This is a genomic window from Sporosarcina sp. Y1009 (assembly GCF_057669865.1).
Genome location: NZ_JBYHFO010000018.1, coordinates 14,089 through 37,346 on the forward strand (window position 1 = coordinate 14,089; position 23,258 = coordinate 37,346).

A 23,258-nucleotide genomic window follows, 5' to 3' on the forward strand; every position below is an offset into this window, starting at 1 on the left:
CGTTAACAGGCCTTAAGCGGAGAGGTGTATTACCTTTCAAGCGGAGTGGAACCACGCATTCAATGCGTCTCTGTCATTATTGACAGGGGCGTATTTTTTATTTACAAAAAAGTAATTAGGGGGAGAGCCGGTGTTTGGAAAGATGAAAGAGGATATTCAATGCATATTTGATCAAGACCCTGCTGCGCGGAGTGTTTTCGAAGTTATACTGACATATTCCGGCTTACATGCAGTGTGGTCGCACCGTATAGCGCATGCACTATTTAATGCGAGATTGCTCTTTTTAGCCCGCACCGTTTCGCAAATTAGTCGTTTCTTTACGGGCATTGAAATCCATCCAGGAGCAACAATTGGACGTCGATTGTTTATTGATCATGGAATGGGCATAGTGATCGGAGAGACTTGTGAAATCGGCAATGATGTAACCATTTACCAAGGTGTCACCTTAGGTGGAACGGGGAAGGAAAAAGGCAAGAGACATCCAACCCTTGAAAATAATGTACTTGTCGCAACAGGCGCAAAAGTACTGGGATCTATTACAATTGGCGAAAATAGTAAAGTAGGCGCTGGATCTGTTGTGTTGAAAAACGTACCTGCCAACTCGACTGTCGTAGGAATTCCAGGGCGGGTCGTCGTAGCGAACGGCGTTAAAGTCAATCGAAAACTCGATCATCAAGACATGCCTGATCCAATCGCCGATAAATGTGATTCACTAGAGAATGAAATTGCAAAACTTCAGGCCCGTATTAAAGAACTCGAACAATCCTCAAGTAAGGAAGGAGATTTGAAATAATGATTAAAATATATAATACATTAACTCGAAAAAAGGAAGATTTTGTCCCGCAAGTAGAAGGTGAGGTTTCGATGTATGTATGTGGTCCAACGGTTTATAACTACATTCATATCGGAAATGCTCGTCCAGTAATCGTTTTTGATACGGTACGTAAATATTTGGAGTTCCGTGGCTACAATGTGAAATTTGTTTCTAACTTTACAGATGTCGACGATAAAATTATTGCCGCGGCAAACGAACTAGGTGAAGAAGTAAGTGAAGTCACTGAGCGTTTTATAAACGCATATTTTGAAGATGTTTCTGCGCTAGGGTGCAGTGAAGCAGATGTCCACCCACGTGTGACGAATCATATCGAAGACATTGTTGATTTTATTCAAGTGTTAATCGCCAAAGGCTTTGCCTATGAATCCCACGGTGATGTTTACTACCGAACGACAAAATTCGACGGATACGGAAAGTTATCAAAACAATCGACAGATGAATTAGTCATTGGCGCACGTGTTGAACAAGGTGAAAAGAAGGATGACCCATTGGACTTCGTTTTATGGAAAGCTGCAAAAGAAAACGAGATTTCTTGGAACAGTCCTTGGGGAGAAGGACGACCGGGTTGGCATATTGAATGTTCCGTCATGGCGCGTGAGCACCTTGGCGATACGATTGATATTCATGGGGGTGGGCAAGATTTAACCTTCCCGCATCATGAAAACGAAATCGCCCAATCTGAAGCAATGACAGGCAAGCCTTTCGCAAATTATTGGATGCATAATGGCTATATTAATATTGATAATGAAAAAATGTCGAAGTCGTTAAACAACTTTGTGCTCGTTAATGAAATTCTAAAACAAGTGGATCCGAAAGTACTGCGCTTTTTCATGTTATCAGTTCACTACAGACATCCGATTAACTTCTCTGAGGATCTTGTTGCAAACGCATCAAATGGGCTTGATCGAGTTATCACAGCGTATAATAATTTGGAACATAGACTTGAGCATTCAGCTGGTCTTGGAGATCAGCAAGATATATGGCTGCATAAAATTGATGGTGTTAAAAATGAATTTGTGGTCGCAATGGATGATGACTTTAATACCGCAAATGGCATTGCTGCGATATTTGAACTCGTTAAACTTGCGAATGTATATTTATTGGAAAAAAATACAGAAACAGCTGTTTTAACGCATTTTATTGAGACCTTTGATGCGCTATTGACTGTGCTCGGTTTGCCTTTTGATGGTGAAGAAGACCTTTTAGATGAGGCGATTGAAAGTCTAATCGAAGAACGACTTGAGGCTCGTCGAAATCGTGATTTTGGACGTTCAGATGAAATCCGTGACGAATTAGTCGCAAAAGGAATTCTCCTGGAAGATACAGCGCAAGGAACTCGCTGGAGAAGAGGTTGACTCATATGTATGTATTAAGAGATATGGATGTCAAACAGCTGAATGCCTTGGCACTGGCGTATATGGGAGATGCAGTTTATGAGCAGGCGGTTCGCGAACATTTGCTGCGTTCGGGTCGTGTGAAACCGAATGTATTGCATCGTGAGGCGACGAAATATGTTTCTGCCAAATCGCAAGCTACAATATTACAGGAAATGATGGCTGAAGATTATTTAACAGAAGAAGAGGCGGCCATTATGAGGCGCGGTCGCAATGCAAAATCTGGTTCTATTCCAAAGAATACGGATGTTGGAACGTATAAAAATAGTTCTGGGTTTGAAGCTATCCTCGGCTATCTATATTTGCTTGGCAGAACCGAACGAACAGAGGAGATTATTGTCGAATCGATACGAATTATTGAAAATGTTAAGGAGGGTGAAGCTTTATGACTGAAATCGAATCTGAAATGCTCGGAGGTAAAAACCCAATTGTTGAGGCACTTCGTTCAGGTCGTGAACTCAATAAAATTTGGATTGCTGAAGGATTAAACAAAAAGAGCATAGGTGAAATTTTGTCGCTCGCAAGGGAAGCGAAAGTAATTGTTCAATCTGTGCCTAAACAAAAATTGGATAATATGTTAGATATCAATCATCAAGGAATTGTTGCATCTGTTGCAGCTTATCGTTATGCAGAACTCGATGACCTTTTTGCAGTTGCAGCAAAACGCGAGGAAGATCCATTGATTTTCATCTTAGATGAACTAGAAGATCCACACAATCTGGGCTCTATTTTGCGGACAGCTGATGCAGCGGGGGTACACGGGGTCATCATTCCGAGAAGACGCTCCGTCGGTTTAACGGCAGTAGTAGCAAAAGCGTCAACGGGTGCAATTGAACATGTCCCTGTCGTAAGAGTAAACAATCTTTCGCAAACTGTTGATGAACTAAAAAAACGCGGCGTTTGGATTGCTGGGACAGACGCAAAAGGCTCGGTCGATTATCGTAAAATGGATGCGACCCTTCCACTTGCTGTTGTGATTGGTAGCGAAGGGAAAGGGATGTCGCGCATTCTAAAAGAAAAATGTGATTTCCTATACCATATGCCTATGCTTGGACATGTTACATCGCTAAATGCTTCAGTTGCAGCTTCTCTCCTCATGTATGAAGTTTTGCGAAAAAGACAGCCTACCCAGTAGTTTAGATGGAAAAGGAAAATATTCTGCTCGTTGATGGCTACAATATAATTGGTGCATGGGGGGAACTGCAAAAACTGAAAAAATACCAGTTAGCAGATGCACGGGATCTACTTATTGAGCGAATGGCTGAATATAAAGCTTATACGGGATGGCGGGTAATTATCGTTTTTGATGCATACTTGATGCCTGGAATTGAAACAAAGAAACGAAGGCATGCAGTTGAAGTTTTGTTTACGAGAGAAAATGAAACTGCGGACGAACGAATTGAAAAACTAGTATCTGAGCTTAACGGACGACGAGTCCAAGTTCATGTGGCAACATCTGATTTAACAGAGCAGTGGATTATTTTTGCACAAGGGGCACTACGAAAATCAGCGAGAGAACTAGAAATTGAAACAAAAGAAATTATGAGACTAATCACAAAAAGTGTAAAAGATTTTGAAGAGCAGCGACCCGTGTCGAATATTGATTTAACTGACGAAATTAAAGAAATATTTGAAAAGTGGAGACGTGGAATTAAATAAAGAGTTGACGTAAAAATTTTCCATAAGGTATACTAGGTTTATAGCTATGATGAACCGGAGTGATTCTTATAGTGGAAAAAACTTATACTGATGGTAACGTTTTAGACTTTACTGCGTTGACTGATGAGGAAATCATTTCGATTATTCATACAGGAAACTCAGATGCACTAGATTATCTAATTACCAAGTATCGCTCGTTTGTTAGTTTGAAGGGTCGTTCTTATTTTCTAACTGGTGGAGACCGGGAAGATATTATTCAAGAAGGTATGATCGGATTGTATAAAGCAATACGGGATTTTAGACCTGATCGATTAAGTTCATTTAAAGGGTTTGCTGAGCTATGTATTACGAGACAAATTATCACTGCAATTAAAACGGCAACAAGGCAAAAACATATTCCGTTGAATTCATCAATCTCCTTGGACAAGCCTGTTTTCTCGGAAGAGTCAGATCGTACGTTACTCGACATGTTATCTGGTTCAGTCCATGAAAATCCAGAAGATTTAATGATTAATCAAGAAAATTTTAGCCATATGGAAAGTGAAATGAATAAAGTTCTTAGTACACTTGAAAAAGAAGTACTTGCTCTTTACTTAGACGGACAATCGTATCAAGAAATTTCATACGAGTTAAACCGTCAAGTAAAATCTGTAGATAACGCTTTACAGCGCATAAAGAGGAAACTGGAACGCTATATGCAAGTTGGCGCAGTTAGATAGAGACTAATCATATGAGCTGTTGACAGAGTAGAGGCAAGGTGATACTCTTTATCATGACTAAAGGTCCGAGGGTGATTAAATGGCTAAAAAAATAATACTGAGCTGCGATGCATGCGGATCCCGAAATTACTCGGTTCCAGCACGCAATAATAATCCATCGGAGCGTTTGACATTAAAGAAGTTTTGCAAGCACTGTAATTCACATACGGTGCATAGACAGACAGCATAAGCCTTCTAAAGTGGGGCGCAATATTACTGTATTCGGAGGGGCACAATACAAATGGGGAAGATTACTAATTTTCTTAAAGATGTAGTCTCAGAGATGAGAAAAGTAAGTTGGCCAAAGAGAAAACAGCTAACGAAGTACACGATTGTAGTCTTAGCAACGGTCGCATTTATGGCAGTCTATTTTGCTCTAACGGATTTGGGAATTTCAAGTTTAATGGAATGGTACATTAACTTTTAATCGTAACGAACTTTGCGTTATAATATAGTTGAATATATATTCCTGAAAAATAGCCCGTCAGTGAAAATTACGGGTTTTTTTATTTTGTACGGAAAAAGGAGGTAGAAATCATGGAAATAATGGAAATGGAAAAGAATTGGTATGTCGTTCATACGTATTCTGGTTATGAGAACAAAGTAAAAGCCAATCTAGAAGCTCGTGTTGAAACAATGGGTATGCAAGATAAGATTTTCCGGGTTATCGTTCCAGAAGAAGAAGAAACAGATTTTAAAGATGGCAAGAAACGCACTGTGATGAAAAAAACATTCCCAGGTTATGTTTTAGTCGAAATTATCATGACGGATGACTCGTGGTATGTCGTTCGAAATACACCAGGTGTTACAGGCTTTATCGGTTCTTCAGGCGGAGGAGCAAAACCAACGCCGTTACTAGAAGAAGAAGTTGAGTTTATCTTGAAACAAATGGGTGTGAAAGACAACATCGCAGATATGGATATTGAACTTGGCGAAGTTGTACAAGTATTAGAAGGTCCATTCGCGGATTTCCAAGGGAAAGTCGAAGAAATTGATCAGGATAAGCGCAAGGTTAAAGTTGCTGTAGATATGTTCGGTCGCGAAACGAAGATGGAACTCGATTTCGTCCAAGTCAAGAAAATATAATTTTCATTGATACTTGCACAAAAACCGAAAAAATGATATCATTTCAAAGGTCAGGCGGTCATTTGACTGTTTGATTACATTAACTGATTCTACTAACGAAAGTTAGCAGACACATATTGAGTGGGAGGGGCAACCCGATTACCACATCACGGACTTAAGGAGGTATATCACGTGGCTAAAAAAGTTTCTACGATTGTTAAATTACAAATTCCTGCAGCGAAAGCGAACCCGGCTCCACCAGTTGGACCAGCGCTAGGTCAAGCAGGTGTGAATATTATGGGATTCTGTAAAGAGTTCAACGCTCGTACAGCAGATCAAGCAGGTCTTATTATTCCTGTTGAAATCACTGTATTTGAAGACCGTTCATTTACATTCATTACAAAAACTCCACCTGCAGCAGTATTGCTAAAGGTTGCAGCTAATCTTCAAAAAGGTTCAGGTGAACCGAATAAAACGAAGGTAGCAACTGTAAAACGCGACAAAGTACGCGAAATTGCAGAACAAAAGATGCCAGACTTGAATGCTGCATCTGTTGAAGCGGCGATGGCTATGGTTGAAGGTACTGCACGCAGTATGGGAATCACTATCGAAGACTGATATAGAGTTGCATGTAGTAGGAGGTTGCGGAAGTTCCTCGGGACACGCAACCTTTATTCGTGGGAGGTTCAATCCGTTAATACCACAACAAGGAGGAAATTTCAAATGGCTAAAAGAGGTAAGAAATTCACTGAAGCAGTGAAACTTGTGGACAGCACTAAGTTTTATGACGTGCAAGAAGCAATTGACCTTGCGAAAAAGACTAGCACGGCAAACTTCGACGCAACAGTTGAAGTTGCATTCCGTCTAGGAATCAACACAAAGAAAAATGATGAACAAGTTCGTGGCGCAGTAGTACTGCCAAACGGTACTGGTAAAACTCAAAAAGTACTTGTTTTCGCTAAAGGTGAAAAACTTAAAGAAGCAGAAGCTGCTGGTGCAGACTACGCAGGCGATACTGAATATATCAACAAAATTCAACAAGGATGGTTCGATTTCGATGTTATCGTTGCGACACCTGACATGATGGGTGAAGTTGGTAAGATTGGTCGCGTACTTGGACCTAAAGGCCTTATGCCGAATCCAAGAACAGGAACTGTTACGTTTGACGTTGCAAAAGCGATTGAAGAAATTAAAGCTGGTAAAGTTGAATTCCGTGCGGAAAAAGGTGGAATTATCCACGCGCCAATCGGTAAAGTATCATTCGACAACGAAAAACTAGTTGAAAACTTCTTAACAGTTTTTGAAACGATCGAAAAAGCAAAACCTTCTTCATCAAAAGGAACATACATGAAGTCTGTTAATGTAACGACTACAATGGGTCCTGCTGTGAAGATCGATACATCAAACGTTAAAATACAAAACTAAGTATTGACGTGTCGGAAATTTTATGATAAGATTACCGACGTTGTTAATATTAATAAAATATTTGTACCGTAGACAGTAGGAGCGGCTTGCCGCTTAATAATCCTGCCGAGGAACAGACGCTCTTTCTTAAATAAAGAAGACGACTTTTTCTGCCCTCGTGTCTACAATGTAGACTGAGGGCTTTTTATATCGGTATAAGTAAGAAATTTATTTAGGAGGTGTCCAGATGAGCAAGGTATTAGAAGCTAAACAAGCAGTTGTTACTGAAATTGAAGACAAACTAAAGTCTGCAGCTACAGTTGTTGTAGTTGACTACCGTGGTCTTAATGTAAGTCAAGTTACGGAACTTCGTAAAACACTTCGTGATCAAGGTATCGAATTCAAAGTTTACAAAAACTCAATGACTCGCCGTGCTGCTGAAGCAGCTGGACTTGAAGGGTTGAACGAACACCTGACAGGACCAAACGCAATTGCATTCTCAAATGAAGATGTTGTTGCACCTGCAAAAATCTTGAATGATTTTGCAAAACTTAATAAAGAGCTTGAAATTAAAGCTGGTGTGATCGAAGGTGCGCTTGCATCTGCTGAAGAAGTGAAAGCATTAGCTGAACTTCCATCACGCGAAGGTTTACTTTCAATGTTGCTTAGCGTTCTACAAGCACCAATGCGTAACTTTGCTGCAATTACGAAAGCTGTTGCAGACGACAAAGAAGAGCAAGCAGGCGCTTAATAAAGTAGCCTGAACAAACAAAAAAATACGGGAATATCCCGCAAAAACTATTAGGAGGAACTATAAATGACTATTGAACAAATCTTAGATGCTGTTAAAGAAATGACAGTTCTTGAACTAAACGACCTTGTAAAAGCAATTGAAGAAGAATTTGGCGTAACTGCTGCTGCACCTGTTGCTGCTGCTGGAGCTGCTGCCGGAGCTGCTGAAGAAGAGCAATCAGAATTCGACGTAATTCTAACAGCTGCTGGAGACAAAAAAATCCAAGTTATCAAAGCAGTACGTGAAATCACTGGTCTTGGCTTGAAAGAAGCTAAAGCAGTTGTAGACGGAGCACCAGCACCAGTTAAAGAAGGAATTGCTAAAGACGAAGCAGAAGAACTAAAAGCTAAACTTGAAGAAGTAGGCGCATCTGTAGAGGTTAAGTAATTTTATGAATAGTGAAGAAAAGCTCGTCAGCGAAGACGGGCTTTTCTTCGTTATTTTATGTTAAATTATAAACAACTTAAATATTGGCAATCATAATAAATTAGAAGTATATTTTCGAGGTTTCCGATTTATCCTTATCCTAGGGTAAAGAAAGAGTTGTTGACGTGGATATTTCCTTACTTTCAAAAAAAGGAGGATCTTAATGTCTGAACATTATTATTCAAAAGATCCCAAAGTAAAAAGTCAGCCAAAAGAATTAGTTGCCATGCTACGGCAAAAGCAATTTTATTTTCATACGGATGCTGGTGTTTTTAGTAAAGGGGATGTGGATTTCGGTTCCGAAGTTCTTGCTGAAACCTTTGTCATGCCAAGTGTCGATGGGGATGTGTTGGATGTAGGTTGTGGATATGGACCAATTGGTTTATCCATCGCTTCGTCGTATCCAGAACGACAAATTCATATGGTTGATGTGAATGAAAGAGCTTTATCATTAAGCGCTAAGAACGCTGAGCGTAATGGTGTTACGAATGCTAGAATCTATTCGAGCGACGCATTTTCGGACGTTCAGGAGAGTGATTTTTCTGCCATACTGACGAATCCACCAATACGCGCTGGAAAGAAAACAGTATTTAGCTTTTACGATGGTGCATTTTCAAAATTGCGATCCGGTGGAGAATTATGGGTTGTTATTCAGAAGAAGCAAGGGGCACCTTCGACTTTACAACATCTAGAATCGCTTTTTGGCAATGCTGAAACGATTGTCAAGAAAAAAGGGTATTATATTATTAAAGCAATAAAAAATTGACGATGCTCGTTTTATATGGTAGCGTTAAAAGATGGTTAAATTAATATAATGCAATCGTGTGCCCTTTTGCATTAAAGTTAACATTAATTGGCATACTTAGATGGATAGAAATTTGTTAAATCGAAATGAGCTCGTAGTAGAACTCATTTTCTTTTAGTTTTTTACATCTTACACCGTTTTACTGATTTTGAAAAGAATTATTATTGCATATGAGGGGTGAATGAGTTGACAGGTCATCTAGTTCAATATGGTCAACACCGTCAGCGTAGAAGTTTCGCGCGGATTAGCGAAGTATTAGAATTGCCAAACCTAATCGAAATTCAGACGGCATCTTACGAGTGGTTCATGGAAGAAGGATTACGGGAAATGTTCCGTGATATCTCTCCAATCGAAGATTTCACTGGAAATCTTCAGTTAGAATTTGTCGATTATCATCTTGAGGATCCGAAATATCCTGTTGATGAATCGAAAGAGCGGGATGTAACTTACGCAGCACCGCTACGTGTTAAGGTTCGCCTACACAACAAGGAAACTGAAGAAGTGAAAGAACAAGACGTGTTTATGGGTGATTTTCCACTCATGACAGAAAACGGTACATTCATTATTAATGGTGCGGAACGCGTAATTGTTTCTCAGTTAGTCCGTTCACCAAGTGTTTATTATAACGACAAAATTGATAAAAACGGAAAACGTGGTTTTGGTGCAACAGTGATTCCAAATCGTGGTGCTTGGCTCGAGTATGAAATCGATGCAAGAGACGTTGTACACGTAAGAATTGACCGTACACGTAAACTTCCTATTACAGTTCTTGTTCGTGCGCTAGGTTTTTCAACAGATGAAGAAATTATCGAATTGATTGGCGATAACGAATATCTGCGCAATACGCTCGAAAGAGACAATACTGAAACAACAGAAAAAGCATTACTTGAAATATATGAAAGACTTCGCCCCGGCGAACCGCCAACACTCGATAGTGCGAGAAGCTTATTGTATTCAAGATTTTTTGATCCAAAAAGATATGACCTAGCAAATGTAGGTCGCTATAAAATGAACAAAAAACTTGATATACAAAACCGTCTATTCGGTCAAACAGTAGCAGAAACGCTTGTCGATCCTGAAACTGGCGAAATTCTTCTTGAAAAGGACGCGGTGATTGATCGCCGTACCCTAAATGCATTACTACCTCATTTAGAAAAAGGGATAGGATTCCGAGAAATCAATCATGTAGAAGGCGTTATTGATGAGCCGACTATTATCCAATCCATTAAAGTATACGCACCAAATCCAAATAGTGATGAACCTCAAGCAATTAATGTGATTTCGAACGCTTATGTGGACGATTCCATTAAAAATGTAACACCTGCAGATATTTTAGCTTCAGTCAGTTATTTCTTTAACTTATTGCATGGTGTTGGGAACACTGACGACATTGATCATCTTGGAAACCGACGCTTACGTTCAGTGGGTGAACTCCTACAAAACCAATTCCGTATCGGTTTATCCCGTATGGAACGTGTTGTTAAAGAAAGAATGTCAATCAACGATACGTCTTCTATTGTGCCACAACAATTGATAAACATTCGTCCAGTGATTGCATCTATAAAAGAGTTTTTCGGTAGTTCTCAACTTTCGCAGTTCATGGACCAAACGAATCCTTTGGCGGAATTGACACATAAACGTCGTCTGTCAGCACTAGGACCCGGTGGATTAACACGTGAACGCGCTGGAATGGAAGTCCGTGACGTACATTACTCTCACTACGGACGTATGTGTCCGATTGAAACACCAGAGGGACCGAATATCGGATTAATAAACTCCCTATCCACATATGCAAAAGTAAATGAATTTGGTTTCATTGAAACGCCATATAGAAAAGTAGATCCAGATACCGGACGTGTAACTGCTCAAATAGATTACTTAACTGCCGATGTCGAGGATAATTTCGTAGTAGCTCAAGCGAACGCATTGCTTAATGAAGATGGTTCATTCGTGAATGATATTGTTGTTGGACGTTTCCAAGGTGACAACACGGTATTCAAACGCGAACAAATTGACTACATGGATGTCTCGCCTAAGCAAGTAGTATCTGCTGCTACAGCCTGTATTCCATTTTTGGAAAACGATGACTCCAACCGTGCACTAATGGGAGCAAACATGCAACGTCAAGCTGTTCCGCTTCTTAATCCTCAATCACCAGTTGTCGGTACAGGTATGGAACATGTATCTGCACGTGATTCAGGTGCAGCGGTTCTAGCGACTCATACGGGAATTGTTGAACATGTCGAAGCGAAAGAAGTTCGCGTTCGTCGCATTGAGACAATTGACGGCAAAGAAGTTCAAGGTGACTTGACAACCTTCCGTTTGGACAACTTTATTCGTTCAAACCAAGGAACTTGTTATAACCAACGTCCAATTGTAAGTGTCGGAGATCGTGTTGGACCGAATTATATTCTAGCTGATGGTCCATCAATGGAAAGAGGAGAACTTGCGCTAGGTCGTAACGTTCTTACTGCATTCATGACGTGGGACGGATTCAACTACGAGGATGCTATTATTATGAGTGAGCGCCTTGTAAAAGATGATGACTATACTTCGGTTCATATCGAAGAATACGAATCAGAGGCAAGAGACACAAAACTCGGACCGGAAGAAATTACACGAGATATTCCGAACGTCGGTGAGGAAGCTCTTCGTCACCTAGACGACCGAGGAATCATTCGTATTGGTGCAGAAGTACGAGATGGCGACATTCTAGTCGGAAAAGTAACGCCAAAGGGTGTTACAGAATTAACGGCTGAAGAACGCTTACTTCATGCAATATTTGGTGAGAAAGCACGTGAAGTTCGTGATACTTCCCTGCGTGTGCCACACGGAGCTGGTGGAATTGTACTCGACGTGAAAGTGTTCAACCGTGAAGACGGCGATGAGCTTCCACCTGGAGTTAACCAACTTGTACGTGCGTACATTGTTCAAAAACGTAAAATCTCTGTCGGAGATAAAATGGCTGGAAGACACGGAAACAAAGGTGTTATTTCGCGTATTTTACCTGAATCAGATATGCCGTTCTTACCGGATGGTACGCCGATTGATGTCATGCTCAACCCATTAGGTGTTCCGTCTCGTATGAACATTGGGCAAGTGCTTGAAATGCATCTAGGGATGGCATCTAGAAAACTAGGCCTTCATATGGCTACGCCAGTATTTGACGGAGCGAATGAAGAAGATGTTTGGTTAACAATGGAAGAAGCGGGAATGGACCGAGATGGGAAAACAATCCTGTATGATGGTCGTTCAGGTGAACCGTTTGATAACCGTGTTTCTGTTGGGGTTATGTACTTAATCAAGCTTGACCATATGGTCGACGATAAACTACATGCTCGTTCAACAGGTCCATATTCTCTCGTTACACAGCAACCACTTGGCGGTAAAGCACAATTCGGTGGTCAGCGTTTCGGGGAGATGGAAGTTTGGGCACTTGAAGCTTATGGTGCAGCTTATACATTGCAAGAAATTCTAACAGTGAAATCAGATGATGTGGTCGGACGTGTTAAAACGTACGAAGCGATTGTTAAAGGTGAAAGTGTCCCACAACCGGGAATTCCTGAATCGTTTAAAGTACTCATCAAAGAACTTCAAAGTTTAGGACTAGATGTGAAGATGTTGTCAGCAGACTATGAAGAAATTGAACTTCGTAATCTAGATGAAGATGATGACACGCAACCAACAGATGCCCTGAATCTCATGAAGGCAGAACTAAAATAATAAAAAATAGAGGGGAGACAAGTTTTCCCCTTTACTTTCAATAAATTGTTCGACCAGTTACCAAATATTAAAGAAGACTGGAAAAGCAAATCACTTTTCCAACAAAGCCAATTGCCAGCGATAACACTAAAGGGAGGTAGGCTCCTTGGTAGATGTAAACAACTTTGAGTATATGAAAATAGGCCTCGCTTCATCGGATAAAATCCGTTCTTGGTCCTATGGTGAGGTCAAAAAGCCAGAAACAATTAACTACCGTACATTGAGACCAGAAAAAGAGGGTCTGTTCTGTGAACGTATTTTTGGTCCTACAAAAGATTGGGAATGTCATTGTGGTAAGTATAAACGCGTCAGATATAAAGGTGTCGTTTGTGATCGCTGTGGAGTAGAAGTAACGCGTCAAAAAGTACGTCGTGAACGCATGGGCCACATTGAGCTTGCGGCTCAAGTCACGCATATATGGTACTTTAAAGGAATCCCAAGCCGTATGGGTCTTATTCTTGATATGACACCACGCGCATTGGAAGAAATTATTTATTTCGCTTCATATGTTGTCGTTGAACCTGCAGATACACCACTTGAAAGAAAGCAATTGCTTTCTGAGAGAGAATATCGTGCATATAGACAAAAATATGGCAATAAATTCGAAGCACTAATGGGTGCGGAAGCAATTGAACGTCTCCTTAGAGCAATCGATTTAGATCAAGAAACAGAATCCTTAAAAGAAGAGCTTAAAACTGTTCAAGGACAACGCCGTACTCGTGCAATTAGACGTTTGGATGTTGTTGAATCATTCCGTAACTCAGGCAACAAACCAGAGTGGATGGTTCTTGAGGTATTACCAGTTATTCCGCCTGAATTACGACCGATGGTTCAACTTGACGGTGGTCGATTTGCGACTTCTGACTTGAATGATTTGTACCGTCGAGTTATTAACCGGAATAACCGTCTGAAAAGACTTCTTGATCTTGGTGCACCGGGAATTATCGTCCAAAACGAAAAGCGTATGCTTCAAGAAGCAGTTGACGCGCTCGTTGATAACGGTCGCCGTGGTCGTCCAGTTACTGGTCCAGGAAATCGCCCATTGAAATCACTTTCGCATATGTTGAAAGGGAAACAAGGTCGTTTCCGTCAAAACTTACTTGGTAAACGTGTTGACTACTCAGGTCGTTCTGTAATTGTTGTTGGACCGAACTTGAAAATGTATCAGTGTGGTTTGCCGAAAGAAATGGCAATCGAATTGTTTAAGCCTTTTGTTATGAAAGAACTCGTTGAACGTGGTCTAGCTCATAATATTAAGAGTGCAAAACGAAAAATCGAACGCCTGCATTCGGATGTCTGGGACGTTCTCGAAGAAGTTATTAAAGAACACCCAGTATTGTTAAACCGAGCACCAACGCTTCACCGACTTGGAATTCAAGCATTTGAACCGGTACTAGTCGAAGGTCGTGCGATTACCCTTCATCCTCTTGTATGTACTGCATACAACGCGGATTTTGATGGTGACCAAATGGCTGTTCACGTACCTTTGTCAGCAGAAGCACAAGCGGAAGCACGTCTTCTGATGCTTTCGGCTCAAAACATTTTGAACCCGAAAGACGGAAAGCCAGTTGTTACACCTTCACAGGATATGGTTTTAGGAAACTATTACTTAACGCTGGAACGTAAAGGCGCAACAGGTGAGGGGCAAGTATTCCGTGGTACTGATGAAGTAATGATTGCCTACACTAATGGGTATGTTCATCTTCATACACGTATCGCTGTTCAAGCTGGTTCGCTGAATAACCCAACATTTACTGAAGAACAAAATGGGAAACTTTTACTAACGACTGTCGGTAAAGTTATCTTTAATGATATTTTGCCGGAATCGTTCCCTTATATTAATGAGCCAACAGACTTTAACTTGCAGATTCAAACGCCAGATAAGTACTTCCTATCTGGTACAGAAAATGTAAAAGAGCACTATGAAAAAACTGAACTTGTAGAACCGTTTAAGAAGAATATTCTCGGGAACATCATCGCAGAAATCTTCAAACGTTTCCATATTACAGAAACTTCAAGAATGCTCGACCGGATGAAGGATCTTGGCTTTAAATATTCAACACGTGCTGGAATTACTATCGGAATGTCCGATATTATTGTTCTTCCAGATAAAGATATAGTTCTCGATGAAACACAAAAGAAAGTGGATAACGTGTTAAAGCAATTCCGACGTGGTTTAATCACTGACGAAGAGCGATATGACAGAGTTATTGCTTACTGGAGTGCTGCAAAAGATGACATCCAAGAGCGATTGATGGAGTCACTTGATCACTTGAATCCGATCTTCATGATGAGTGATTCAGGTGCACGTGGTAACGTCTCTAACTTCACGCAACTTGCAGGAATGCGTGGTCTGATGGCCAACCCGGCAGGACGTATTATTGAACTCCCGATTAAGTCATCATTCCGTGAAGGTCTTACAGTTCTTGAGTACTTCATATCCACTCACGGTGCGCGTAAAGGACTTGCAGATACGGCGCTTAAGACAGCTGACTCAGGTTACCTAACTCGTCGACTTGTAGACGTTGCGCAAGACGTAATTGTCAGAGAAGACGAATGTGGTACGGATCGTGGATTAGATATTGGCGCACTTATGGAAGGCGCAGAAGTCATCGAAAGACTCGATGAGCGTGTTTTCGGAAGATACACTAAGAAAACAATTTATCATCCTGAAACTGGGGAAGTTATCCTGGGCAGAAACGAACTAATTGATGAAGATACGACACGTATCATTACTGAATTAGGCATTGAAAAGGTTTCGATCCGTTCGGCCTTTACATGTGATACGAAGCACGGCGTATGTAAAAAGTGTTACGGGATTAACTTGGCAACAGGTGAACAAGTCGAAGTTGGGGAAGCAGTTGGAATTATCGCTGCACAATCAATCGGAGAGCCTGGAACACAACTTACAATGCGTACATTCCACACAGGTGGAGTTGCAGGAGACGATATTACTCAAGGTCTTCCACGTATCCAAGAAATTTTCGAGGCGCGTAACCCTAAAGGTAAAGCAGTCATCTCGGAAATCAACGGAAACGTTACGGAAATCGATGAAATTCGTGAAGGTCAGCATGAGATTACGATCGAAGGTAGCGTAGAAACACGTAAATACCTTGGACCATACAACGCGCGCTTCACGGTTAAAGTCGGCGATGAAATCGAACGTGGTCAAACACTTACTGAAGGTTCTATCGATCCTAAAGAGCTGATTGTTGTAAAAGATGTTGCAACAGTTCAAGAGTATCTATTAAAAGAAGTACAAAAAGTCTACCGTATGCAAGGTGTTGAAATCGGTGATAAACACGTCGAAGTAATGGTTCGCCAAATGCTTCGTAAAGTGAATATTATTGAGGCAGGAAACACTGATTTATTACCTGGATCACTTGTCGACATTCATCAGTTTGCAGAAGCAAACAATAAAATGTTCGAACTCGGCAAAGTCCCAGCGACTTGTCGTCCAGTGATTCTTGGAATTACAAAAGCGTCACTTGAAACTGAATCATTCTTATCAGCAGCATCGTTCCAGGAAACTACACGTGTCCTAACAGATGCAGCAATTAGAGGGAAAATGGATGAGTTACTTGGTCTGAAAGAAAACGTCATTATCGGTAAACTAGTGCCAGCAGGAACCGGAATGCAACGTTATCGTCAGATTGAGATGACTCATGGATCAGTAGAAGGCGCCGACGAAAAAATAAAAGCTGAATAAGCTCTTTGAAATTACGGAGAGAGTAAAATTAAATCTCTCCGTAATTTTTTTAATTATCTATTGACATTTTTGGATACAGGTGATAATATACAAAAGGTTGATAGTAATATGTCTGTACTTTGGAGGATATGTAAATGTCTTATGAAAAAGTAACCCAGGCAAAGAAAACAATCATCGGTATAAAGCAAGCAGTAAAAGCAATTCGTGAAGGTGAAGCAAAAGAAATCATCATTGCTCACGATTCAGAGAAACGATTGATTACTCCTGTATTGGAGATTGCTGAACTTCATCGCATTCCAGTATCTTATGTCGATTCAAAGGAAAAACTTGGAAAATCATGTGGTATTGAAGTAAATGCAGCTGTCGTTGCGATTACTGAATAACCGTTTTTATGCTGTATTAGCATAAAGACTTTGTTTTTACCCCAAAAATGAACCACCTGGATGTGTGGTCTTACAAATTTACTTTCGAGAGGAGGACAAAACCGATGCCTACAATTAACCAATTAGTCCGCAAACCACGCAAATCAAAGGTTGCAGGATCAAAAGCTCCGGCACTTGGGAAAACTTATAACAGCTTCAAAAAGTCAATGACAAACGTAAACTCACCACAAAAACGAGGTGTGTGTACGCGTGTTGGAACTATGACACCAAAGAAACCGAACTCGGCACTTCGTAAATATGCACGTGTTCGTTTGACTAACACTTTAGAGGTAAATGCTTATATCCCTGGTGAAGGTCATAACTTACAAGAACACAGCGTTGTACTTATTCGCGGTGGACGTGTAAAAGACTTACCGGGTGTTCGCTACCATATCGTACGTGGTGCACTTGATACAGCTGGTGTAACTGGCCGTATGCAAAGTCGCTCAATGTATGGAGCTAAAAAGCCAAAAGTTAAGAAGTAATCATAAAAAAACTAGAGATTTTGTGAGCTTTTAGATGCTTACATATCCTATCGAAATCGAAAGGAGGAAACAATATGCCTCGTAAAGGTCCAGTAGCTAAACGTGATGTTCTACCAGATCCAATTTACAATTCAAAACTGGTTTCACGTCTTATTAACTCAATGATGGTTGACGGAAAGAAAGGTACTTCACAAAAAATCCTCTATGGTGCGTTCGAACTTGTCAAAGAACGTTCTGGGAAAGATCCATTGGAAGTATTTGAAGCAGCATTAGAAAACGTTATGCCGGTACTAGAAGTTCGTGCACGCCGTGTCGGTGGAGCGAACTACCAAGTTCCAGTTGAAGTACGTCCTGAACGCCGTACAACTTTAGGTTTACGTTATTTCGTAAACTACTCCCGTCAACGCGGTGAGAAAACAATGGAAGAGCGTCTTGCAAATGAAATTCTAGATGCGTCTAACAACACAGGTGCATCCGTCAGAAGACGTGAAGAATTGCACAAAATGGCAGAAGCGAACAAAGCATTCGCTCACTACCGCTGGTAATATCGGACATTATTAAAAGTCTAATCCACGGAAGGAGATAAACAACATGGAAAGAGAGTTCTCCTTAGAGAATACTCGTAACATTGGAATCATGGCTCACATCGACGCTGGTAAAACAACGACAACTGAGCGCATCCTTTATTACACTGGTCGTATTCACAAGCTAGGTGAAACACATGAAGGCGCATCTCAAATGGACTGGATGGAGCAAGAGCAAGAGCGTGGAATTACAATCACCTCTGCCGCTACAACAGCTCAATGGAAAGGTCACCGCGTAAACATCATCGATACACCAGGTCACGTAGACTTCACAGTTGAAGTAGAACGTTCTTTACGTGTACTTGATGGTGCTGTAACGGTTCTTGATGCACAATCAGGAGTTGAACCACAAACTGAAACAGTTTGGCGTCAAGCTACAAACTATAAAGTGCCACGCTTAGTCTTTGTAAACAAAATGGACAAAACAGGTGCAGATTTCCTTTACTCACTTAGTACACTCCATGATCGTCTAGGTGCTAATGCACACCCAATCCAATTACCAATTGGTGCGGAAGATCACTTTGAAGCGATTATTGATTTAGTTGAAATGAACGCAGTTTTCTACGGCGATGACACTGGTATGAATGTTGAAGTCCGTGAAATCCCTGAAGAACATCTTGCACAAGCAGAAGAATACCGTGAAAAGTTAATCGAAGCGGTTACTGAGTTTGATGAAGATTTAATGGAGAGATATTTGAACGGCGAAGAGCTATCTGTAGCTGAAATCAAAGGAGCAATTCGTAAAGCGACACTCGACGTAGATTTTTATCCGGTCGTATGTGGAACTGCGTTCAAAAACAAAGGTGTTCAACTCGTCCTTGACGCAGTTATTGACTACCTTCCTTCACCAGTTGACGTTATTCCGATGACAGGTACTAATCCTGATACGGAAGAAGAAGTTACACGTCCAGCAGACGACAATGGCCCATTCTCAGCACTTGCGTTTAAAGTTATGACGGATCCTTATGTAGGGAAACTTACATTCTTCCGTGTATATTCTGGGTCACTAAAAGCTGGATCATACGTTCAGAACACTTCTAAAGATAAGCGTGAGCGCGTAGGACGTATTCTACAAATGCATGCTGATTCCCGCGAAGAAATTTCTGAAGTACATTCCGGAGATATCGCTGCTGCAGTTGGATTGAAAGATACGGGTACAGGAGATACACTATGTGACGAGAAGTTTCCAGTTATTCTCGAATCTATGGACTTCCCAGAACCAGTTATTTCAGTTGCAATTGAACCTAAAACAAAAGCAGACCAAGATAAGATGGGTCAAGCTTTAGTTAAGTTACAAGAAGAGGATCCAACTTTCCATGCTCATACTGATGAGGAAACTGGCGAAGTTATTATTGCAGGTATGGGTGAACTTCACCTTGACGTACTCGTTGACCGTATGCGTCGTGAGTTTAACGTTGCTGCAAACGTTGGTGCTCCACAAGTATCTTATCGTGAAACATTCCGCCAAGCTGCGGAAGTTGAAGGTAAGTTCGTTCGTCAATCTGGTGGACGTGGACAATATGGACATGTTTGGGTTGAATTCTCACCAAACGAAGTGGGTGCAGGTTTCGAATTTATCGACAATATTGTCGGAGGATCTGTTCCACGCGAATACATCGGTTCTGTTGAAGCGGGTATCCGTGATGCACTCGATAACGGGGTAATCGCAGGATATCCACTAATCGACATTAAAGCACGTCTTTACGACGGTTCTTACCATGATGTTGACTCCAACGAGATGGCGTTTAAAATTGCTGGTTCTATGGCACTTAAAAACGCAGCTTCTAAAGTTAACCCGGTAATTCTTGAGCCAATGATGAAAGTCGACGTCATCATTCCTGAAGAGTACATGGGAGACATCATGGGTGATATTACATCACGCCGTGGACGTGTTGAAGGAATGGAAGCACGTGGTAACGCACAAGTTGTTGCTGCAATGGTTCCACTTGCTGAAATGTTTGGTTATGCAACTTCACTTCGTTCTAACACACAAGGACGTGGAGTTTTCTCAATGGTGTTCGATCACTATGAGGAAGTACCAAAATCAGTTTCAGAAGAAATTATTAAAAAGAATAAAGGCGAATAATTGTAATTCGCTGCGAATTCTAGTATAAGTAATTTATATGTACTAAGCTGTTGGAGCTTTATGCTCCAATAGCTATAAAAACTATTAAATGTTTATATTTTAAGGAGGCTTTCCATAATGGGTAAAGAAAAATTCGATCGTTCCAAGACACATGCTAATATTGGAACAATTGGTCACGTTGACCATGGTAAAACAACACTAACAGCTGCAATCGCAACAGTTCTTGCGAAAAGACTAGGTGGGACAGCTCAGTCATATGACCAAGTTGATAACGCACCTGAAGAAAAAGAGCGTGGAATCACGATTAACACGTCTCACATCGAGTACGAAACTGAAAACCGTCACTACGCGCACGTTGACTGCCCAGGTCACGCGGATTACGTTAAAAACATGATTACTGGTGCAGCACAAATGGACGGTGGGATTCTAGTTGTATCTGCAGCTGATGGCCCAATGCCACAAACTCGTGAACACATTCTACTTTCTAAAAACGTAGGTGTTCCATACCTAGTTGTCTTCATGAACAAATGTGACATGGTTGACGACGAAGAACTACTTGAACTTGTTGAAATGGAGATCCGTGATCTTCTTTCTGAGTATGACTTCCCTGGCGATGACATTCCTGTTATCCAAGGTTCAGCGCTTAAAGCACTAGAAGGCGACGAAGCTTACGAAGATAAAATTATGGAACTAATGGCTGCTGTTGATGACTATATCCCAACACCACCACGTCAAACTGACAAACCATTCATGATGCCTGTTGAGGATGTATTCTCAATCACAGGTCGTGGTACTGTTGCAACAGGACGTGTTGAGCGTGGGCAAGTTAAAGTAGGCGATACTGTTGATATTATCGGTATTGTTGAAGAAGCTAAACAAACAACTGTTACAGGTGTAGAAATGTTCCGTAAACTTCTAGATTACGCAGAAGCTGGAGACAACATCGGTGCACTTCTTCGTGGAGTGTCTCGTGAAGATATCCAACGTGGGCAAGTACTAGCTAAACCAGGTACTATTGTTCCGCACACAAGCTTCACTTCTGAAGTTTATGTTCTATCAAAAGAAGAGGGTGGCCGTCATACGCCATTCTTCTCAAACTACCGTCCTCAGTTCTACTTCCGTACAACTGACGTAACGGGTGTTATTGCACTTCCAGAAGGCGTAGAAATGGTTATGCCTGGCGACAACATTGAAATGAAGATCGAACTCATTTCTCCAATCGCTCTTGAAGAGGGTACGCGTTTCTCTATCCGTGAGGGTGGACGTACTGTTGGATCTGGCGTAGTTGCTTCAATCCAAAAATAATCGAAACTAATACGAAAACTCCTACCAGACGTGGTGGGAGTTTTTTTATTGTTTAGTTGTATGACTTTCCTGAAGAAGTTCAATCTAACTTTGGTGAGAAAATCCCTCAATCTACGATCACCTATTAAATTTACAATAAACTAGAATGAATTCAAGATTCCTCGCGCTCATTTTCATTGTTAAATTATGTTTGTTGACAGACATTGTGGATTTTGTTAACTTAGTAAAGTACACTTTAGTGCTTTAGCGTGATGAAATATTTAGGAGTGAAATATATTGAATGCTGTTCTGATTGCAGTTGTAGTTATGTTATTCTTGAGTCTAATTCGTGTGAATGTCGTATTGGCATTGGTTGTAGGCGCAATAGCGGGTGGTTTAACGGGTGGCCTTTCAATTGAAGCGACTATTGATGCATTTTCAAAAGGGCTTGGAGATGGTGCGAACATAGCGTTAAGCTATGCATTGTTGGGTGGATTCGCAGTCGCGATTTCCCAAACAGGAATTCCGCAATTGCTTGTTAATGGGATGTTAAAAGTCATCAAAAAAGATGGTGGTTCAGATCGTGCAGCACTTGGAAAAGTTTTAATCATTTTATTGATACTTCTGATGTCGATATTTTCTCAAAATCTAATACCCATTCATATTGCATTCATTCCATTATTGGTACCACCAATTCTACATGTATTAAACATGTTGAAAATAGATCGACGTTTGATTGCGTCTGTACTGACATTTGGCTTGACTGTGCCTTATATGCTTTTACCATATGGTTTTGGTTTTATTTTTCATGACTTATTAGCAAAGCAAATGAAACTTGCTGGCCTCACGATAGATATGGCGGATATTCCAAAAGCGATGATTATTCCTATACTAGGAATGGTTGTTGGTTTGTTAATAGCCGTTTTCATTTCGTATCGTAAACCAAGAGTTTATGAAGATAAGCAAATTGTGGTAACGGAAAATGTTATTGAAGTTAAAACACGTAATCTAGTATTTACTGTCATTGCATTAATTGGAACGTTAGCTGTGCAAATACCAACAGAGTCCATGATTGCGGGTGCGGTAACAGGAATACTCATTCTATATGTTACGGGCGCATTAAAATGGAAAGAAGCAGACGATCTAATTAACGATGGCATGAAAATGATGGCTTTCGTAGGATTTGTTATGATTGCGGCTAATGGGTTTGCGTCTGTTCTTAATGAAACTGGTCATGTGCTATTGTTAGTAGAAGGGTCAAGCGAATTGTTAGGGGATAATAAGGGACTGGCTGCATTATTAATGTTAGTCGTTGGTTTAATCGTGACGATGGGAATAGGATCTTCGTTTGCTACGATTCCAATCATTGCCTCGATCTTTGTTCCATTGAGTATGGCACTCGGGTTTAGTACGATTTCAATCATTGCGCTAGTCGGTACAGCTGCAGCGCTCGGAGATGCCGGATCACCTGCTTCTGATTCGACGTTAGGGCCAACAGCAGGGTTGAATGCGGATGGGCAACACAATCACATATGGGATTCCTGTGTGCCGACATTTATTCACTTTAGCATTCCGCTCCTCATCTTTGGTTGGATTGGAGTTATGTTACTAGCTTAAGCAAAGTAATTTTTCCGACTAATCGTTTCTATGTTGCATATCTACGAAACACCGATTATAATAAACAAAGCATCGAAACATCGGAAGCATCGAAAAGAATTTCGCCAAAAGACTTGCGGAATTCTTTTTCCTTGTGTATAATGTTGAATGTTGCTCTTTGACTGCGATGA

At 40.9% G+C, this 23,258-nt stretch carries 22 protein-coding genes and 2 other annotated features (1 of these 24 running past the window's edge); all 22 genes read left to right on the forward strand.

The features are described from left to right. Positions 1-75: a binding site (T-box leader), on the forward strand; it begins 144 nt to the left of the window's first position. Positions 76-130: 55 nt separating this feature from the next. Beyond that, positions 131-793 carry a serine O-acetyltransferase gene (cysE, locus tag AC25Y1_RS16585; protein WP_488149118.1) on the forward strand — a complete coding sequence of 221 codons (663 nt, stop codon included), beginning with the start codon at positions 131-133 and terminating at the stop codon, positions 791-793. Beyond that, positions 790-2,190 carry a cysteine--tRNA ligase gene (gene cysS / locus AC25Y1_RS16590; protein ID WP_488149178.1) on the forward strand — a complete coding sequence of 467 codons (1,401 nt, stop codon included), beginning with the start codon at positions 790-792 and terminating at the stop codon, positions 2,188-2,190. Before cysE ends, cysS begins: the two co-directional genes overlap by 4 nt. 5 nt (positions 2,191-2,195) lie before the next feature. After that, complete coding sequence (locus AC25Y1_RS16595; protein ID WP_488149119.1) at positions 2,196-2,618, forward strand: Mini-ribonuclease 3; 423 nt, start codon at positions 2,196-2,198, stop codon at positions 2,616-2,618. Beyond that, positions 2,615-3,364 carry a 23S rRNA (guanosine(2251)-2'-O)-methyltransferase RlmB gene (gene rlmB, locus AC25Y1_RS16600; RefSeq protein WP_488149120.1) on the forward strand — a complete coding sequence of 250 codons (750 nt, stop codon included), beginning with the start codon at positions 2,615-2,617 and terminating at the stop codon, positions 3,362-3,364. The genes AC25Y1_RS16595 and rlmB overlap by 4 nt, the downstream gene beginning before the upstream one ends. A 5-nt stretch (positions 3,365-3,369) precedes the next feature. Further along, positions 3,370-3,888: an NYN domain-containing protein gene (locus tag AC25Y1_RS16605; RefSeq protein WP_488149121.1), complete on the forward strand. Its 519-nt coding sequence runs from the start codon at positions 3,370-3,372 to the stop codon at positions 3,886-3,888. Positions 3,889-3,959: 71 nt separating this feature from the next. After that, on the forward strand, positions 3,960-4,607 hold the full coding sequence (gene sigH / locus AC25Y1_RS16610) for an RNA polymerase sporulation sigma factor SigH (RefSeq protein WP_488149122.1): 648 nt from the start codon (positions 3,960-3,962) through the stop codon (positions 4,605-4,607). Positions 4,608-4,686: 79 nt separating this feature from the next. Then, a complete protein-coding gene (gene rpmG / locus AC25Y1_RS16615; RefSeq protein WP_172370511.1) occupies positions 4,687-4,836 on the forward strand; it encodes a 50S ribosomal protein L33 in 150 nt (49 codons plus the stop codon). Positions 4,837-4,887: 51 nt separating this feature from the next. Next, a complete protein-coding gene (gene secE, locus AC25Y1_RS16620) occupies positions 4,888-5,073 on the forward strand; it encodes a preprotein translocase subunit SecE (RefSeq protein ID WP_488149123.1) in 186 nt (61 codons plus the stop codon). Between the two features lie 125 nt (positions 5,074-5,198). Further along, positions 5,199-5,732 (forward strand): transcription termination/antitermination protein NusG, encoded by a 534-nt coding sequence (nusG, locus tag AC25Y1_RS16625; protein ID WP_488149179.1) that lies wholly within the window; start codon positions 5,199-5,201, stop codon positions 5,730-5,732. 171 nt (positions 5,733-5,903) lie between these two features. Next, positions 5,904-6,329, forward strand: coding sequence for a 50S ribosomal protein L11 (rplK, locus tag AC25Y1_RS16630; RefSeq protein ID WP_210471067.1), 426 nt, complete (start codon positions 5,904-5,906; stop codon positions 6,327-6,329). Between the two features lie 105 nt (positions 6,330-6,434). Continuing rightward, positions 6,435-7,136 carry a 50S ribosomal protein L1 gene (gene rplA / locus AC25Y1_RS16635; RefSeq protein WP_488149124.1) on the forward strand — a complete coding sequence of 234 codons (702 nt, stop codon included), beginning with the start codon at positions 6,435-6,437 and terminating at the stop codon, positions 7,134-7,136. A gap of 48 nt (positions 7,137-7,184) precedes the next feature. After that, positions 7,185-7,332, forward strand: a sequence feature (ribosomal protein L10 leader region). A gap of 30 nt (positions 7,333-7,362) precedes the next feature. Then, entirely contained in the window at positions 7,363-7,866 is a 504-nt protein-coding gene (gene rplJ / locus AC25Y1_RS16640; RefSeq protein ID WP_488149125.1) for a 50S ribosomal protein L10, read from the forward strand. Between the two features lie 66 nt (positions 7,867-7,932). Next, positions 7,933-8,295, forward strand: coding sequence for a 50S ribosomal protein L7/L12 (rplL, locus tag AC25Y1_RS16645; RefSeq protein ID WP_488149126.1), 363 nt, complete (start codon positions 7,933-7,935; stop codon positions 8,293-8,295). A gap of 202 nt (positions 8,296-8,497) precedes the next feature. After that, positions 8,498-9,100 (forward strand): class I SAM-dependent methyltransferase, encoded by a 603-nt coding sequence (locus tag AC25Y1_RS16650; protein ID WP_488149127.1) that lies wholly within the window; start codon positions 8,498-8,500, stop codon positions 9,098-9,100. A gap of 216 nt (positions 9,101-9,316) precedes the next feature. Beyond that, positions 9,317-12,862, forward strand: a complete 3,546-nt coding sequence (gene rpoB / locus AC25Y1_RS16655; RefSeq protein ID WP_488149128.1) for a DNA-directed RNA polymerase subunit beta — start codon at positions 9,317-9,319, stop codon at positions 12,860-12,862. Between the two features lie 145 nt (positions 12,863-13,007). Then, a complete protein-coding gene (gene rpoC, locus AC25Y1_RS16660; protein WP_488149129.1) occupies positions 13,008-16,610 on the forward strand; it encodes a DNA-directed RNA polymerase subunit beta' in 3,603 nt (1,200 codons plus the stop codon). Positions 16,611-16,744: 134 nt separating this feature from the next. Continuing rightward, positions 16,745-16,993, forward strand: coding sequence for a ribosomal L7Ae/L30e/S12e/Gadd45 family protein (locus tag AC25Y1_RS16665; protein ID WP_488149130.1), 249 nt, complete (start codon positions 16,745-16,747; stop codon positions 16,991-16,993). Positions 16,994-17,097: 104 nt separating this feature from the next. Further along, positions 17,098-17,517, forward strand: a complete 420-nt coding sequence (gene rpsL, locus AC25Y1_RS16670; protein ID WP_488149131.1) for a 30S ribosomal protein S12 — start codon at positions 17,098-17,100, stop codon at positions 17,515-17,517. Between the two features lie 74 nt (positions 17,518-17,591). Continuing rightward, positions 17,592-18,062 carry a 30S ribosomal protein S7 gene (rpsG, locus tag AC25Y1_RS16675; RefSeq protein ID WP_488149132.1) on the forward strand — a complete coding sequence of 157 codons (471 nt, stop codon included), beginning with the start codon at positions 17,592-17,594 and terminating at the stop codon, positions 18,060-18,062. Between the two features lie 46 nt (positions 18,063-18,108). Continuing rightward, on the forward strand, positions 18,109-20,187 hold the full coding sequence (gene fusA / locus AC25Y1_RS16680; protein ID WP_488149133.1) for an elongation factor G: 2,079 nt from the start codon (positions 18,109-18,111) through the stop codon (positions 20,185-20,187). Between the two features lie 117 nt (positions 20,188-20,304). Continuing rightward, positions 20,305-21,492: an elongation factor Tu gene (gene tuf / locus AC25Y1_RS16685; protein ID WP_488149134.1), complete on the forward strand. Its 1,188-nt coding sequence runs from the start codon at positions 20,305-20,307 to the stop codon at positions 21,490-21,492. A gap of 276 nt (positions 21,493-21,768) precedes the next feature. Continuing rightward, positions 21,769-23,088: a Na+/H+ antiporter family protein gene (locus AC25Y1_RS16690; RefSeq protein WP_488149135.1), complete on the forward strand. Its 1,320-nt coding sequence runs from the start codon at positions 21,769-21,771 to the stop codon at positions 23,086-23,088. Positions 23,089-23,258 lie beyond the last annotated feature (170 nt).